Origin of the sequence: Nodosilinea sp. FACHB-141, assembly GCF_014696135.1 — a bacterium.
GTDB lineage: Bacteria > Cyanobacteriota > Cyanobacteriia > Phormidesmidales > Phormidesmidaceae > Nodosilinea.
Genome location: NZ_JACJPP010000021.1, coordinates 237,976 through 253,579, shown reverse-complemented (window position 1 = coordinate 253,579; position 15,604 = coordinate 237,976). Strand labels below are relative to the sequence as shown.

Here is a 15,604-nt window from a genome sequence, read left to right as displayed (position 1 = left end):
TGCGATCGCCTCAAAGACCATTCCGCGAGCGAAAACATCTGCACTGTTTGCTTCTTCTCAAGAGTGCAGGCCCCGCACCTCTTTTATGGCAGCTTCTAATCAGAAAAACTCTTAGGAGGCCGTCTCCGGCTCTGGATTCTTCACGCTGGCATCGATCTCATCGAGAGTTTGCAGCACCAGGCGCTTGGCTTGCAAGTCCCAGCCCAGCTTCTGCACCTGAAAGGCTACGTAAAACCCAATGCCCGTAGCAATGAAATCTAGGGGTTGCTGGCCCGAAATACCTAGCAGCAGCCCCAGCCCGCCAATGCCCCAAAAGGGTAGAGCCACCGTCTGGCGGTTTTCTTCAATTAGCTTGGCGACAAAGTTGTTGGGAATGCTCGCCGCCACTTCCTCCCGCACGGCCTGCTGCTGGGGGTAGGGCACAGCAAAGCTAAACTTGCGGCGCAGTTTCTCAATCTTGCGGGCGTCGGTGCTGTACTCTGTCAGCTCGTCTTCTGCCATGCGAATGAGCTGCTCAGCTTGGGTCATGGGAAATATCTCAGGCTAGGTACAAGGGCGGCCAGGATTGGAAGACAAACGCCTCAGGGTCGCCGGTTTTTATTATCCCACTGCAATGATCCTGCGGATACTTCGGTCCTCAGATGATAAGGCAGGCCGCTAATCGCTCTGCCCCAAAGCCCCCGGAGCGCCCGTCAGGGTGCGCTTAGGTGAGCAGGTGACAATCATGATCAGCAGGGTCAGAATGTATGGGGCGGCGTTGAACAGGTAATAATACGAGTCAATGCCCACTGACTGGAACGCAGGCCCTAACGCCTGGGCTCCGCCAAACAGCAATGAGGCCCACAGACACTGCCATGGCTGCCAGCGGGCAAAAATAACTAGGGCCACCGCCATCAACCCCTGGCCGCTGGAGATGCGCTCGGTCCACACGCCAGGGTAAAACAGCGACAGGCTGGCTCCGCCAATTCCCGCCAAGAAGCTACCCGCCACAATGCTGGCCATGCGCACCCAGAAGATCGAAATGCCCATGGCCAAGGCGGCATCGGGGCTGTCGCCTACGGCCCGCACGTAGAGACCCCATCGGGTTGACTTAAAGAACCAGCTCATCAACGGTACGATCGCCACCCCCAGCAAAAACAGCGGGCTGATTTGCAGCGCCGACTGCACCTGGGATAGGCTGCTCCAGCTACCAGCCGCCAGCGTAGGCAACTGTGGGGCCTGGGGCTGAATGAAAGGCTTGCCCAAGAAGTTGGCCAATCCACCGCCAAAGATAATCATGGCGATGCCTACGGCCACATCGTTGACCCGGGGCTGCTGCGCCAGCCAGCCGTGGATCGCTCCTAACCCCATGCCCGCTACCCCCGCCGTCAGCACTCCCAACCAAGGGGCCAGGGTAGGGCCAACAATGCCCGAACTCAGGTAGGAGACGGCATAGGCGCTCATCGCTCCCATCAGCAGAGTGCCCTCTAGGCCCAGGTTAATTTTGCCGCTTTTCTCCGTCAGGCATTCGCCCAAACTGACCAGCAAAAAGGGCACGCTGCCCCGCAGGGTACCGGCCAAAATGCCCAAGGGTACGCCCCACCAACCCAGTGCTTCCGTCGCCATTGCTTCCCCCTCACGCGTTGATAATTCAGGCCATGGTCGGCAAGTTTCCCGCCGCTCACCCTACGAATGATGAATGCTTAACCCAACCACCCATCTACCTAACCACCCATCTACCCAACCACAGCCGCACCTTCAGCCTGTACCTCCCGCTCCTGAAACACCGCGAAGCGCCCGTAGAGCGATTCGCTGTAGAGCACGCAGAGGAAGACAATGCCCTGAAAAACCATCACGGTGGCATCGGGCAGGTTGTGCGATCGCTGCAAAATGCCACCGCTGGCCAAAATGCCTCCTAGCAGCACCGACACCAGCACCGTGGCCAGGGGGTTGTGGCGGGCCACAAAGGCTACCAAAATCCCGGCGTAGCCGTAGTTCGACACAATTGATTCGTTCAACCGCTTCTGTACGGCGGCGACTTCTACCATGCCCGCTAGCCCGGCGCAGGAGCCGGCCAAGAAACACACCGCCAGGGTAAGCTTGCCCACCGGCAGCCCGGCAATGCGGGCAGCGCGCACATTGCCCCCGGCGGTGCGGGCGGCAAAGCCAAAGGTGGTGCGCTGCATCAAAATGTAGGCCAGAGCCGAAGCCACCAGACCGTATATCAACCCCCAGTGCACCCGGGTGTCGGGCAAGTTGCCCAGCCAGGCGGCTGGGGCAATTTCAAAGCTGGAGGGCTTGCTAACAAAGGCGGGGTCGCGCAGGGGGCCTTGCACCAGGTGGTTCATGAGGGCGATCGCAACGTAGTTCAGCAGCAGGCTGCTGATGGTTTCGTTCACCCCCCGGTAGTGGCGCAGGGCTCCTGCCACCACTATCCATAGGCCCCCAGCCACGAGGCTACCCAGGGCCATAGCCAGCAGCACCAGTTCGCCAGGCAAACTCGACCCCAGGGCCAGACCCACCAGCACCGCCGCTAGGCCCCCCATCACCAGCGCCCCTTCGTTGCCAATAATCACCAGCCCCAGGCGGGCCGGTAAAGCCGTGCACAGGGCCGTCAGCATCAGCGGTGAAGCGCGCAGCAGCGTGTTTTGCCAGGCGCTCCAGCTGCCAAAGGCGGCTCGATAGATGGAGGCATACACCGCTAGGGGGTTGGCCCCAACTAGGGCACAAAATACCCCGAAGATTACCAGGGCAGACAGCACTGCCCCCATGGGCAGCGCCACTGATTCAAGGGATCGCCGCCAGGTTGTTGTCAACGTCATGGTGATGTCCTAGCTAATGGACCCGATGACACCTTCGACAAAGTAATCCATTTTCTCAAGCTCGACATTGTCAGTTTTGAGCTGCTGGTCGGCGGGCAAAATCTCGCTCCCGGTGTTGGTCTTGAGCGGCCCTTGGTAGATCACGATCTCGCCAGATTTGATGCCGGCGATAGCGGCATCGCCAGCGGCCTTGGCCTCGTCACTGACGGCCGGACCGTAGGCCGACAGCTTGCAGAAGCTATCGGCTAGCCCGCCCCGCAAAACGTGGGGAATGTCGCCGGCCATGAGGGTTTTGCCAGCCACGAAGTCTTTGCCCAGGGCGGTGTAAATGCTGGACCAGTCCCATTCGGCCCCGGTGAGGTAGCCCTTTGGGGCCAGGGAGCTCTGGTCGGCGTGGTAGCCCGAGGTCATTACCCCGCGCCGTTCGGCGGTTTCCATTACCACCTTGGGGCTGTCGACGTGGCAGGTGATCACTTCAATGCCCTGGTCGGCCATGCTGTTGGTGGCCTCGGCCTCTTTCACCGGCACTGACCAGTCGCCGGTAAAGATGACCTGGGTGGTGGCGGCTGGGTTGACCGACCTGGCCCCTAGAGTAAAGCTGTTGACGTTGCGCAGCAGCTGCGGAATGGGCTTAGCGGCCACAAACCCCAGCTTGCCCGCTGGGCTCATCTGGGCCGCCACCACCCCGGCCACGTACTGGGCTTCGTCAATGTAGCCAAAGTAGCTACAGATATTTTTGGGATGCACGCCCTCCTGGTAGAGCCCCCCGGCGTGGAAAAACTGCACGTCGGGAAACTCTTCTGCCATGGCGAGAATGTGGGGGTCAAAGTAGCCAAAGGAGGTGGGGAACAGTGCCTTGACCCCGTCGATTTCGATCATGCTGCGCATGGCTTCGGCCACGGCTGTGGTTTCGGGCACGCTGGCCTCTTCCACTAGGCGAATGCCGGGCACGTTGGCGACCATGGCTGCGGCCCCCTGGGCATGGGCCTGGTTGTAGCCAAAGTCATCCTTAGGCCCGACGTAGATGAAGCCCACGACCAGTTCTTCTGGGGCAGATCCATCGGTGGCCGCGCTGCCCTCGGTGCCAGGCGACTGGGCGCAGCCGGTGCTCAACTTGGCCGTCAGCCCAAAGGCGGAGGAGGCCAGCAGCCCCCGCACTACCTGCCGTCGCGATAGGCGAAAAGAACGGTTGCGATCGCTCATTGGGGAACTTTCTCCGGTACAGGGGCAAACAATAAAAGTGTTGGACTTACAGCTCCGGTTACGAACCGAATCGCCTGTGAGATTATCTCGGTTCGTGAACAGCTGCCCTTAGCTTTTACACCATCTTCTAAGAATTGGTAAAAGCCTCTGAAGTAGTTGTATCAAAAACCACAGTTTGCCGGGCTCTCCGCCACTATCTGAGGATAGAGATTAACCAAAACAAAGCCCCAAGGTTAATTTAACTCTGGGGCGAAGGATATTTGCTTAGACGTCGAGTCGATCGCTCTAAATATGCTGCTCTAGCAACTCGGCGATCGCCCGATGCTCCACGGGCGGCACCAGCGGAAACTCCTGACGGGTATCGGTAATCAGCCAGTCGAGGGCAGCGGCCTTCATGTCGATCGAAGCGCCGGTCTTATCCACGCAGTAGCGGCCAAACACCAGCTTGTCTACCAGGCGCACCCCAGGGCCAATGCGCGAATATTCAAAGATCACGCTCTTGTCGACGATCGCCCCGCTGCAGATCGAGCAGTTGTTGCCAATGGCGCTGGGGCCGATGATGGTGGCTCCGTCTTCGATGTGGGTCATGCCGCCGATGTAGACCGGCCCTTCGATGTTGACCTTGTCCCAATTGGCCTTCACGTTGAGACCCACATGGACGCCGGGGCGAATCTCTTGACCGGGGATATCCACCAGATTGACCACGCCGGTGAGTACGTCTTGAATGGCGCGCCAGTAGTCGGGCACCTTACCGATGTCGACCCACTCAAACTCCATGGGAATGCCGTAGAAGGGGGCGTTGTTGGCCACCAGCTTAGGCAGCAGGTCGCCGCCAATGTCAAACGATACGCCCGAGGGAATGTAGTCAAACACCTCAGGCTCAAAGATATAGATGCCGGTGTTGATCTCGGTGCTGAGCGCCTCTTCAACGGAGGGCTTTTCCTGGAAAGACTTGACCCGTCCTTCGGCATCGGTGACCACGACCCCATAGCTGGGCACCTGCTTGAGGGGCACGGTCTTGGTAATAATGGTGGCGATGGAGCCCTTTTCGCGGTGGCGACGCACGGCCTCGGTGAGGTCGAGGTTGATCAGCGCATCGCCGCAGAGCACCACAAAGGTGTCGTCAAAAAAGGGCGAAAAGTCTTGAATCTTGCGCATCCCTCCGGCAGAGCCGATGGCGTCGCCCACCAGTTCGCCATTTTCTTCAATGCGGCCCTCGAAGGAGTAGGCCAGCTCAACCCCAAAGCGCTGCCCATCGCGAAAGTAGCCCTCAATTTCGTTGGCTAAGTGGCTAACGTTCACCATAATCTGGTCGAACCCGTGCTGGCGCAGCAGTTCGAGCAAGAACTCCATCACCGGTTTCTGCATGATCGGAATCATGGGCTTGGGAATGGTGTAGGTGATGGGCCGTACACGGGTGCCTTTACCGGCAGCCAAGATCATGGCTTTCATATGAATAGGATCCTTAAAATTTATGGGGGTATGATCTGTAGAGCGGTTTTTCTAGTGAGGGTTATAACCGACTAACTAGAAAAAGCTCGAAATAACGTCAACCTAGGGCAATTGCACTTGGTCATGCTAACAGCGCCCCAAACCAGAGCACTGGTAACCCATTAACCTTCAACGAGTTCTTACACTTTCCTTTAAAATAGCCCGGCATTCTTAGAAACGGTGATCTTCGTCACTGCTTCTTCGTCTTAGTCAGGCAGAATAAAGGCCGGCAGTTCGGCCTCTGCTGCGGTGAGAGGGGCGCGATTAAGATTTCTGACCCGTAAATCGCCGTAGAACTGATCTTGACCCAGCTCTACCTTCGACTGGGCCGAGAGAAACAGCAGCCCCCAAAACACGCCCACCTTTTCGTGGACGGCGGCGGCGTGGGGGGTATCAAAGTCGTGGGCATCTTCGAGATCGGCGGGCTTAAACTGGGGCCAGTGCTCTAGCAGCAGCTCAAAGTCGATCCACAGGGTGTCTTCGCCCAACTCGTCCCAGTACTGATCGAGGAAGGCTTCGAGGGCGGCAGCGATTTCAGAGAGGTTTTCTTGGTGGGCTAGCTGGGCGATCGCCCGCACGGCCTGGCGCTGGGGCTGGGGTCGAGCGCGTCGTGCCCGCAGGCGCGGGGTGTGGTCGGCCATCACTGTGGCCATGGTCTCGAGCTGCTGAATCAGCTCGTGGAGCGTGACCTGCCGCCGTTGGGGAATAGGGGCGACGGCGCGACGGTGCAGGTGCCGCTCTAGATTGCGGGGCAGGGGCACCAAATCGGGCAATTCTTCTTCCCAGATCTCTTCGGGGTTAGCTTCGGCCTCGGCTTCAGCTTCGGCCCGCACCATGGTGTCGGCCTTGAGCAGTACCAGCATGGAGGCGTAAAGAAATCCTTGACCCGACTCAGATAGATTAGCTTCGTAGGGGGTGCGGCCCTGGCTGGCCAAGGCTTCGGCCTGGCTCTTGAGCAGCGATAGGAAGCGATCGATCACATCGATCACCTTGACATCCCACGGGTCGATTTCGCCCTGATCGGCCAGGTCGATGAGAAATGCGATCGCAGTTTGAGCCAGGGACGATGACATAGATCGGGCGGTGCAAAAGCTTAGAGATCGCTAGACAGCCCCCGCTGTCTAAGTCGCCATGACGCGGCTATCGGCCCATGATAGCTCAAAGGCCCGTTTTACCTAACGACTCTATTACCGCATTGATTACCGCCTGGCCCCAGATTGTCGCCGTTGCCCCGCACCCGAGGATCACGAAACCGGCCTTGGCGATTTGTATTGGCTCAAGGCTGAATGGAGAGCCGTAGGAGAGCGGCAGCGCAACTAGCAAAGCGCCTAGGGCAGCACCCCCGGCAAACCGCGAGGCCCACCTGAGGGGTGAGCGTTGAGCAATCTGAGTAGGGTCATCGTCGCTAGACATCATGACGCTTTTTCTAGCACAACATCAGCTAAATCATAACAACTGAGGTCAATGACGATCTTGCCTACCCCTCCGGCTCCGCTGGCCTTACCTAAGCAACTGCTTCCCCATCTTCGACCTGAGCGGCGGGCAGCAGCAGGCTCTGTTCTTCGAGCTTGACCTGATAGCGCTGCACGTCCTGCTCCAGTTCCTGAATGCGAATTTCGCGCTGCTGCACCTGCTTGCCAAAGGACATGTAGCCTTGCACCTGCGCCCAAACGCTAAACACCCAGGCAAACACCGCGCCGATGCCCATAGCCATAATTAGCTCGACGCACAGCGGAGCTTCTACATCCAGGCCAGGAGCAATGTGAATTAGTACCCGCTCAGTGTTCTCAATGCCAAATAGCACCAGGGCTAGGGCAATCACAAAGATAACGACGAAATTTATCTGCCTCATGGCTCTGGGCCTCCCATCGCTAGTCAAAATCGCTAGGTCTATTTAACCAGGCAAGTTTTGTTTTTGGGTAAAGGTTTTTAGGAAATGAGAGGTGAATAAAGTCAAGAGATGAGGAAGATGGGGAAGGTGAGGGAGTTTGGGTTCTGTTGGCCTAGCGGCTCTATGAAGTCGAAGGAAAAAGGGTGAGGGCTTGCTTAGGGGGTGGGGATCTTGGGTTTGAAGATGCGATAGCGGAGGCCATAGCCAGCGAGCACTAGGGCTGTTATGCCGAGGGTGCCGAGGGCGATCGCGTTGGGCAACCAAAAGGTGGCATCAATAGAGGTGATCTGGCCTGGCTCAAGCTGCCAAGTGGCTCCGGTGGCGTCTTGCTGGGTAGGAGGGGTGGCAGTAGGAGCAAGTTGGGCTAGGCCCCAGGGCACTTGCAGCCGAAAGTGCAGGTCAGCCCAAGGGGCCAAATCAGCCGAATCATCCTGGTTGGGGGGTAGCTGGCTCAGGTCGAGGGTGTAGGTGAGGTGGGTGCGGCTGGCCAGCAGCCAGTTGGTTTGGTCGATGTCTAAGGTAAAGGGGACAGGCTCCCAGCCGGGCAGTTGTAGGTAGGTAGGACGGTCTGGGAGGGACAGTTCTTCGGCAGGGACGGATTCAATATCTGAGTCGGTGGCACTAGCAAAGAGCTGCTGAAAGCGATCGCCCAGGTCGGCGGCGGTACCAAAGGGCACAGTGAGGGTAATAGCCTGCGGGCTTTGGCTGAGTTGGCCACCGAGGGGGCGCGATCGCACCTTCAGATCCTCCAGCCAAGGTTCGAGGGTGGGCTGGGCCAGGGCGGCACCGCGATCGCTCAGAGCAATCGTCTGCGATAGTTGGCCGTGGCTCTGGTGGTCAAAGCGCAGGGTGAGGTCGTAGCGCAGGCAGCCGCTCAGTAGCAGGGGCAGCAGCAGCAGCAGCGTTTTCTGGAGAGGTCGCTTCGCGAATTGCCTCAGAATAATTCGAATAGGTTTCATTAGCCTTCGGTAAGCCCCTGCGCTATGTGCCAAAATCACTCAAAATCAATCTTTGTGCCCAGTTTCATAGCTCTGGCCAAAGCTATACCATTAGAGCCATAGATTCAACGTAGCCGGTAGCGTTGTATGAATGACCTTTCCCCAGCCTCTACGACCGCCTGGCATACGGTTGGTATCGACCAGGCTTTGCGTCAGTTAGACAGCAACGACGATACCGGCCTTACGGCTCAAGCGGTGCTCGATCGCCGCCAAAAGTACGGCCCCAACGAGCTAGAAGAAATTGGCGGCCGCCCCGCCTGGCGCATTCTGCTCGACCAGTTCACTAACATCATGCTGCTGATGTTGATGGCGGTGGCGGTAGTGTCGGGGGTGCTCTCCTATAGAGATCAAGAATTTCCTAAGGATGCGATCGCGATTTTTGCGATCGTCATTCTCAATGGCGTGCTGGGCTATCTGCAAGAGAGCCGGGCTGAGAAAGCCCTAGCTGCCCTGAAGCAAATGGCGTCGCCCAGCGTGCGGGTGCAGCGCGACGGACGCCTGCAAGAGGTGCCCTCCCAAGATCTCGTGCCCGGCGACATTATGCTGCTCGAAGCCGGTGACCAGGTGGCTGCCGACGGTCGTCTGCTAGAGGCCAGCAACCTTCAGCTGCGCGAGTCTGCCCTGACCGGCGAAGCCCAAGGGGTCAACAAACAGGCTACTCGCACCCTGGCGGCTGATACAAGCCTAGCCGATCGCAAGAACCTGGTGTTTCAGGGCACGGAGGTAGCGCAGGGCCGAGGTCGCGTACTGGTAACCGGCACCGGCATGAAAACCGAGCTGGGCCGCATTGCCGCCATGCTGCAAGGGGTTGAAACCGAGCCCACTCCGCTACAGCAGCGTATGACCCAGTTGGGCAATGTGCTGGTTAGCGGGTCGCTGACCCTAGTGGCGATCGTCGTAGGCGCTGGCGTGTTTTTTGGCGGTTGGGGAGCCTTTGAACGTCTGCTAGAGGTGGCCCTAAGTATGGCCGTGGCGGTGGTGCCCGAAGGCCTGCCGGCGGTGATTACCGTCACCCTAGCGATTGGCACCCAGCGCATGGTGCGCCGCCAGGCCCTCATTCGTCGCCTGCCTGCGGTGGAAACCCTGGGCTCTGTCACCACGATTTGCTCTGACAAAACCGGCACCTTAACCCAAAACAAAATGGTGGTGCAGCGGGTGCGCACCCTCTCCCAATCGCTGCAAATTACTGGGGAGGGTTACGCCCCTGAGGGTGAGTTTGTCAGTGAAGGGCAGCCGTTAGACCCTCGCCAGGTAACCGACGTTGGTCTGCTGCTGGTAGACGGTCTGCTGTGCAACGATTCTGTGCTGCAAAAGGAGGGGGGCGATTGGGCAATCATGGGCGACCCCACCGAGGGAGCCCTGGTAGTGATGGCGGCTAAAAGCGGCCTCGATCGCCATCGCCTGGGCCACGAATTGCAGCGGGTCGTAGAGTTTCCCTTTTCGTCAGAGCGCAAGCGCATGAGCGTGGTGTTTAGCGGCGTACATGCCCTCGCCGCCGATCTGACCCTGCCCAAAGCCCTGGCTAACGCCCCCTACCTCATGCTGGCCAAGGGATCGCCAGAAATGCTGCTTGAATGCTGCACCAGCGGCCTGAAGGGGACAGAGCAGTTTGAGCTGGATCAGGAGACGCGATCGCGCATTCTGGCCGACAGTGCTGCTATGGCTGCCCAGGGGTTGCGGGTACTGGGCTTTGCCTATCGCTCCATCACCACCGTGCCCAATGAGGGCGACCCCGATCTGGCCGAGCGAGATCTAGTGTGGCTGGGCCTGGTGGGCATGATCGACGCCCTGCGGCCCGAGGTGCGGGTGGCGGTGCAGCGTTGTCGGGTCGCTGGCATTCGCCCCATGATGATTACCGGCGACCACCAGCTGACCGCTATGGCGATCGCCCAAGACCTGGGCATTGCCGATGCCGATGCTCGCTCTCTCAGCGGCGCTGAGCTGGAAGCCATGAGCCAGGCCGAGCTAGAGGCCGTGGTCAAAGAGGTCAATATCTACGCCCGAGTGTCGCCTGAGCACAAGCTCCGCATTGTCAAAGCTCTGCAAAAAGACCACCAAATCGTCGCCATGACCGGCGATGGCGTCAACGATGCCCCAGCCCTCAAACAGGCCGAAATTGGCATTGCTATGGGCATTACCGGCACCGACGTGAGCAAAGAGGCCAGTGACATGGTGTTGCTCGACGACAACTTTGCCACCATCGTCGCCGCCACCGAAGAGGGTCGGGTGGTCTACACCAACATTCGCCGGTTTGTGAAATACATTCTCGGCTCTAACATTGGCGAACTGCTTACCATTGCCCTCTCGCCGCTGCTGCTACCGATTTTGGATGTGCCCCTGAGCCCGCTGCAAATTTTGTGGATGAACCTGGTCACTGACGGCTTCCCGGCCCTGGCCCTGGCGGTAGAACCCGCCGAACCCGACGTGATGGAGCAGCCGCCCCACGACCCCCAGGAGGGCATTTTTGCCCGTGGGCTAGGGGCCTATATGCTGCGCATAGGCATTGTGTTTGCCATTATCTCGGTGTCGATGATGGTGTGGGCCTACCAGCACGCCCAGCAGGGCGGCGACCCCGATCGCTGGAAGACGATGGTGTTTACTACCCTCTGTCTGGCTCAGATGGGCCATGCGATCGCCGTGCGCTCTGGCAGTCGCCTCACGATAGAGATGTCGCCCTGGTCAAACCCCTTTGTGCTGGGGGCTGTGCTTCTCACCTGCGTGCTCCAGCTCATGCTGATCTACGTAGAGCCCCTGCGGAATTTCTTTGGCACCCACCTGCTTAGTTCCTTCGAACTGCTGATCTGCTTTGGCTTTAGCACCCTGCTGTTTGTCTGGGTCGAAGCCGAAAAAATCTACCGCCGCATCCGAGGCAAAGTCGTGAGGGACTAGCGTTATTCACTCAATCACCCCTCTACATCATGGGCCTGACCAAGGCCCTTGCCTCTCCGGCTGGCTTCACTAAAGCTCCACTAAAATAGTAGTAAACCTCCCTCTTTTCGCTATGTTCAGCACCACTGTCACCGACACTGGGCAGATAACTTTGCCTGACGAAATTCGGCAGCATCTCAAACTCGTCAGCGGCAGTCGGGTCGAGTTCGTCATTGACGAAAGCGGCCAGGTCAAAATCTTTCCCCTCACCGTTGCCATAGAAACCTTGTCAGGCATCCTGCGTCGGCCTAATACCTCCCCCGCTACCCAAGATGACATGGATGCTGCCGTTTCTGAGGGAGCTAATGATTGGGCTTGATACCAACATCCTGGTTCGCTACCTTACCCGTGACCACGAGCCGCAATGGCAGCAAGCCTCTGAGGTCATTCAGCAAAACCAACCCTGCTTTATTGCCAACATCGTTTTGTGCGAACTCGTTTGGGTGCTTAGAGGCGCCAAATATCGCTTTCAGAAAACTGAAGTGGTCGATATTCTAGAGGCAATGCTCCACAGCGCTGCCTTTGAGTTTGAAAACCGTTCAACCCTTGACCAAGCCCTTCAGCGATATAAACAGGGCAAAGCAGATTTTTCTGATTACCTGATTGGAGCCGTCTCTCGGCAGGCGGGTTGTACAGAAACCGCAAGCTTCGACGGTAAGTTGAAGGGAGAAAAGGGATTTCAGTGCTTGGATTAGCGTCTCTAGCTAACGCTGCGTGGTGATGGGAACACAATGCTGATGTGTTCCCAAGGCTGTCTACCACCGCTGATTTCGATCATTAATTCTTCCTCAAATCGCCTTCCCTATGCCTTTAAAGCTCCAACAGAGCCGTGAGGCATGGGGAAGGTCAACAATCAGGTCATCTTGCAGAAAATTCCCCAATATCCGCCATCACAAGCACAATTGTTTACCCCATTTTTCTAAAGGAGGCAGGGGAGATAACCCGAGTATCTTCATCATGGTAAATGCCTACAATTAGGGACTACAGTGCCCCTTCGACCTGGGCATTAAACCCGTAGACCCGTCGCTCCCCAGCCAACGGCACCAAAGTTACGTCGCGCTCATCGCCCGGCTCAAAGCGCACGGCGGTACCGGCAGGAATATCGAGCCGCATACCCCGGGCCTGGTCGCGGTCGAAGCTCAGCGCCGCATTCACCTCAAAAAAGTGAAAGTGGGAGCCAACCTGAATGGGGCGATCGCCCGTATTGGCCACCGCCAGCGTTACCGTCTCTTTGCCCGCGTTCAGCTCAATTTCGCCCTCGGCGGGCAATAGTTCTCCGGGAATCATGACGGGCCTCCTAGGTTGGCAATTAAGTCTTGGCGCTTTTGCTGAAGCGATCGCTCAACTCTGGGCAGGGTTTCCTCTAGCTCACGGCGAGCCACGCCCTCAGGCTCAGCCTCTAGCAGGTGGTTGAGGGCCATCAAATGGGCCGTATCGAGGGCGGTTTCTGCCGGCACCTTGACGGTAGGAACCACCCCTGTACCGTCCCAGTTTCTGCCGGTGGTGGGGTTGATCGCCTGGCCCGTGGGCATAAACACCCAAAAGTGGTCGTGCAGGCGAAAGCCCCGCCCTGGGTTAGCCCCGCCGCGCGTGGTTTCGCCCACCACGGCTCCGCGCTTCAGCACTTGCAGGTTGTAGGCAAATTCCTCCGCCGCCGAAAAGGTCTCAGGGCTAGTGAGGGCAAAGACGGGCTTGTCGAGGTAGCGCTGCCCCGGCACGTAGGGCACCGTCCACCACTGGTGGGTTTCGTCGGTCTCGCTCCAGTACAAGTCGTTGAGGTGAACGGGTGGATGGGCGGGAAGTAGATAGCTGCACAGCAGCGCCACTGTAGCTGGGGAGCCCCCCTGGTTGTGGCGCAGGTCAAAGATGAGGGCGTCGGTATGGGCCACCAGGGTCATGGCAGCGGCCAGGGTGGCGCCGGCAAACTCTGGCGGCTCAAAGCTAAAAAGCTGAATGTAGCCTACGTTGCCCGGCAGACGCTCAACTTTATTGAAGTCAAAATTGCGGCGACGACTGGCCTGGTACTGGCGCTCGATCTCGGCGGCGTCGGGCGCTGTGTCAGGCTCCAGGTGGGGCAAAGGGGCAGGGCTGAAATGCAGGCGCAGGTTGCGATCGCCGCTCATCTGCTGAAGCTGAGCCGTTAGCGTATCGGCCAGCTGCTGCCCGCCAGTCAAGTCGCCGTAACCTCCTGCCTCTAAGCGCTGCTCAAGGTCGTTCTGAATTTTTTCTGCCACCTCTGGAAACACGTAGGCATCGAGCTGGGTGACCAGGGCTCCCAGCACGGCCTCGATCGCCTCAGCATCTAGCACAATATCCCCTGGGTTAGAGCCAGAAACAGCCATGGATTGCCCTACCGAATGGGTTCGTGAACAGTAACTAGCTTGGTGCCGTCGGGGAAGGTAGCCTCCACCTGCACGTCGTGAATCATCTCCGCCACTCCATCCATGACCTCGGCTCGGCTAAGCAAGGTAGTGCCGTAGCTCATTAGGTCGGCCACAGTGCGCCCATCGCGCGCCCCCTCCAAAATGGCCGCAGAAATGTAGGCAACGGCCTCGGGATGGTTGAGCTTCAGTCCGCGGTCTTTACGGCGTTCGGCCACCAGGGCAGCGGTAAAAATTAGCAGCTTGTCTTTTTCCTGGGGGGTCAGTTGCATGGGGCAAGATGCGATCGCAGGGTACAGAGCTAACCGTAAGCTTTCAAGGTTTTGGGCGGCTTGTCAACCAAGGCCTTCACCTGATTGAGTTCTGGCTTCAAAATTAAAGCTTAAGCCATCGGCGCCAGGGTAATAACTACGTTAGTCTGCTGGTGAGAAACAATCAAAACGTTCTAACATCTAGCCCCCAAGACCCGCTAGAACCCCTATTTGGTAACCCCTGCCTATGACCGCGCCGCAGCTTGAGATCTTGTCCGACAAGCCTGCCCTGGTGCAGCGGGCCCTAGCCCTGGTGGTCGAGGCCATCCACAGCGCCGTAGCCGACCACGATTACTGCACCCTGGCCCTGGCTGGTGGCAGCACCCCCAAACCCCTCTACAGCGGCCTGGCCGAGCAAGATCTGCCCTGGGAAAAACTCTACATTTTTTGGGGTGACGAGCGCTATGTGCCCCTCGACCACCCCGATAGCAACGGGGGCATGGCCAAGGCTGCCTGGCTCGACCGGGTACCCATTCCACCCGATCACATTCTCTATGCCCCTACCCTAGAGGGGGATCCAGCGGCCTCGGCCCGCCAGTACGAGGCGATGGTCAAGTCGATTTTTGGCGGGCTTCAGGGCCTTGGCCCCGATCAGGTGCCCCGCTTTGACCTCATTTTGTTGGGTATGGGCGATGACGGCCACACGGCCTCCCTCTTTCCCCACACCGAGGCGCTGGGGGTCAACGATCGCTTGATTACCGTGGGCCAAAAGGGCATCGACCCTCGCCTCACCTTTACCGCCCCGCTGATTAACCACAGCCACCGGGTCATGTTTTTGGTGGCCGGGTCCGACAAGCAGGCTGCCCTAAGCCAAGTCTTTGCGACCGATGGCGACGACGAGGCCTATCCCTCCCGGATGGTACGCCCCCAGGGAGAACTGCGCTGGCTGCTCGATCGCTCAGCGGTGGGCGACCTTGACTTGGCAGCAATGGTCCCTAACTAAAGCTTTCAACCAGGGGTTTCACTCCTCTCTGAATTGCTGCGGTGCTGAACTATTATCTAAGCAGGCTGCTCGACAGTCCTGGAGATAAATGGCGTCTGCCGACCGTCAGCGGCTGAGAATCCTAAAATGGGGGTTGGGCTTCGTCAGACTCTTCTATGATTAGACACTACAGGGATCGTTTTTGATTGAGTAATGTGATTACCCTCTCGCTGCTCCATCCTCTCCACAAAACTCCAGTGCAGAGCTGGTCTTTTGATCAAGAATCGGTGATTCGCATTGGTCGATCGACCGATAATAACGTGGTTCTATACAGCGCTGTGGTCTCTCGCCACCACGTTGAAATTCACCGCACCGACAATGGCTGGGCGGTGAAAAGCATCGGTACCAACGGTACCTATCTCGATGGTCGTCGCATTACCGAAGTCCCTGTAGAAGATGGCATTGTGATTCGCCTGGCGCGATCGGGGCCTAACATTCAAATTCACATGTCTGAAGAAAAGCGCGACCCCCTCAAGGAATTGCTCAGCCGTCGCCGCACCGAAGACCTTAAAGACCACGACCACGGCACCCAGAGCGAGCCCCACGACGAAGAACGCGCTCTGCCCCACCAAACCACCGTCATCAACCAGTAGAAGGTGAAGGTTTTCTCAGTTTAGG

Annotated in this window: 17 protein-coding genes; 5 read left to right on the top strand and 12 right to left on the bottom strand. The window is 58.3% G+C overall.

Annotated elements, in window-relative coordinates:
• Positions 1-111 precede the first annotated feature (111 nt).
• The 9 genes from H6F59_RS22050 to H6F59_RS22010 all read right to left on the bottom strand — a co-directional run bounded on the left by H6F59_RS22050 (position 112) and on the right by H6F59_RS22010 (position 8,345).
• A complete protein-coding gene (locus H6F59_RS22050) occupies positions 112-528 on the bottom strand; it encodes a hypothetical protein (RefSeq protein WP_190705721.1) in 417 nt (138 codons plus the stop codon).
• Positions 529-657: 129 nt separating this feature from the next.
• Complete coding sequence (locus tag H6F59_RS22045) at positions 658-1,605, bottom strand: ABC transporter permease (RefSeq protein ID WP_190705718.1); 948 nt, start codon at positions 1,603-1,605, stop codon at positions 658-660.
• Between the two features lie 110 nt (positions 1,606-1,715).
• Positions 1,716-2,801 carry an ABC transporter permease gene (locus H6F59_RS22040; protein ID WP_190705715.1) on the bottom strand — a complete coding sequence of 362 codons (1,086 nt, stop codon included), beginning with the start codon at positions 2,799-2,801 and terminating at the stop codon, positions 1,716-1,718.
• 9 nt (positions 2,802-2,810) lie between these two features.
• Entirely contained in the window at positions 2,811-4,004 is a 1,194-nt protein-coding gene (locus H6F59_RS22035; protein WP_190705712.1) for a BMP family ABC transporter substrate-binding protein, read from the bottom strand.
• A 285-nt stretch (positions 4,005-4,289) separates the two neighbouring features.
• Entirely contained in the window at positions 4,290-5,456 is a 1,167-nt protein-coding gene (locus tag H6F59_RS22030) for a sugar phosphate nucleotidyltransferase (protein ID WP_190519504.1), read from the bottom strand.
• Between the two features lie 245 nt (positions 5,457-5,701).
• A complete protein-coding gene (locus H6F59_RS22025) occupies positions 5,702-6,568 on the bottom strand; it encodes a segregation/condensation protein A (protein ID WP_190705709.1) in 867 nt (288 codons plus the stop codon).
• Between the two features lie 85 nt (positions 6,569-6,653).
• Positions 6,654-6,911 carry a hypothetical protein gene (locus H6F59_RS22020; RefSeq protein WP_190705706.1) on the bottom strand — a complete coding sequence of 86 codons (258 nt, stop codon included), beginning with the start codon at positions 6,909-6,911 and terminating at the stop codon, positions 6,654-6,656.
• An 88-nt stretch (positions 6,912-6,999) separates the two neighbouring features.
• Positions 7,000-7,347 carry a lipopolysaccharide assembly protein LapA domain-containing protein gene (locus tag H6F59_RS22015; protein WP_190519497.1) on the bottom strand — a complete coding sequence of 116 codons (348 nt, stop codon included), beginning with the start codon at positions 7,345-7,347 and terminating at the stop codon, positions 7,000-7,002.
• Between the two features lie 194 nt (positions 7,348-7,541).
• Positions 7,542-8,345 (bottom strand): DUF3153 domain-containing protein, encoded by an 804-nt coding sequence (locus tag H6F59_RS22010; protein WP_190705703.1) that lies wholly within the window; start codon positions 8,343-8,345, stop codon positions 7,542-7,544.
• Positions 8,346-8,471: 126 nt separating this feature from the next.
• On the opposite strand from H6F59_RS22010, the gene H6F59_RS22005 reads away from it, so the two are divergent.
• From H6F59_RS22005 to H6F59_RS21995, 3 genes are all read left to right on the top strand, one after another.
• Complete coding sequence (locus tag H6F59_RS22005) at positions 8,472-11,273, top strand: cation-translocating P-type ATPase (RefSeq protein WP_190705698.1); 2,802 nt, start codon at positions 8,472-8,474, stop codon at positions 11,271-11,273.
• A 112-nt stretch (positions 11,274-11,385) separates the two neighbouring features.
• On the top strand, positions 11,386-11,631 hold the full coding sequence (locus H6F59_RS22000; RefSeq protein ID WP_190705695.1) for an AbrB/MazE/SpoVT family DNA-binding domain-containing protein: 246 nt from the start codon (positions 11,386-11,388) through the stop codon (positions 11,629-11,631).
• On the top strand, positions 11,618-12,007 hold the full coding sequence (locus H6F59_RS21995) for a PIN domain-containing protein (RefSeq protein ID WP_190705692.1): 390 nt from the start codon (positions 11,618-11,620) through the stop codon (positions 12,005-12,007). The genes H6F59_RS22000 and H6F59_RS21995 overlap by 14 nt, the downstream gene beginning before the upstream one ends.
• Before the next feature lie 286 nt (positions 12,008-12,293).
• Here the strand turns inward: H6F59_RS21995 and H6F59_RS21990 are convergent, their stop codons facing one another.
• Genes H6F59_RS21990 through H6F59_RS21980 form a run of 3 tightly spaced genes read right to left on the bottom strand, consistent with a single transcriptional unit; the run spans position 12,294 to position 13,965 of the window.
• On the bottom strand, positions 12,294-12,599 hold the full coding sequence (locus H6F59_RS21990; protein ID WP_190519487.1) for an urease subunit beta: 306 nt from the start codon (positions 12,597-12,599) through the stop codon (positions 12,294-12,296).
• On the bottom strand, positions 12,596-13,654 hold the full coding sequence (locus H6F59_RS21985) for a S41 family peptidase (protein WP_190705688.1): 1,059 nt from the start codon (positions 13,652-13,654) through the stop codon (positions 12,596-12,598). The genes H6F59_RS21990 and H6F59_RS21985 overlap by 4 nt, the downstream gene beginning before the upstream one ends.
• Positions 13,655-13,662: 8 nt before the next feature.
• Positions 13,663-13,965 (bottom strand): urease subunit gamma, encoded by a 303-nt coding sequence (locus H6F59_RS21980; RefSeq protein WP_190519478.1) that lies wholly within the window; start codon positions 13,963-13,965, stop codon positions 13,663-13,665.
• 226 nt (positions 13,966-14,191) lie between these two features.
• Between H6F59_RS21980 and pgl the strand changes: the two genes are divergently transcribed.
• Both pgl and H6F59_RS21970 read left to right on the top strand, forming a co-directional pair.
• Complete coding sequence (gene pgl / locus H6F59_RS21975) at positions 14,192-14,947, top strand: 6-phosphogluconolactonase (protein ID WP_190705684.1); 756 nt, start codon at positions 14,192-14,194, stop codon at positions 14,945-14,947.
• Positions 14,948-15,141: 194 nt separating this feature from the next.
• Entirely contained in the window at positions 15,142-15,579 is a 438-nt protein-coding gene (locus H6F59_RS21970) for an FHA domain-containing protein (protein WP_190705681.1), read from the top strand.
• Positions 15,580-15,604: the final 25 nt, after the last annotated feature.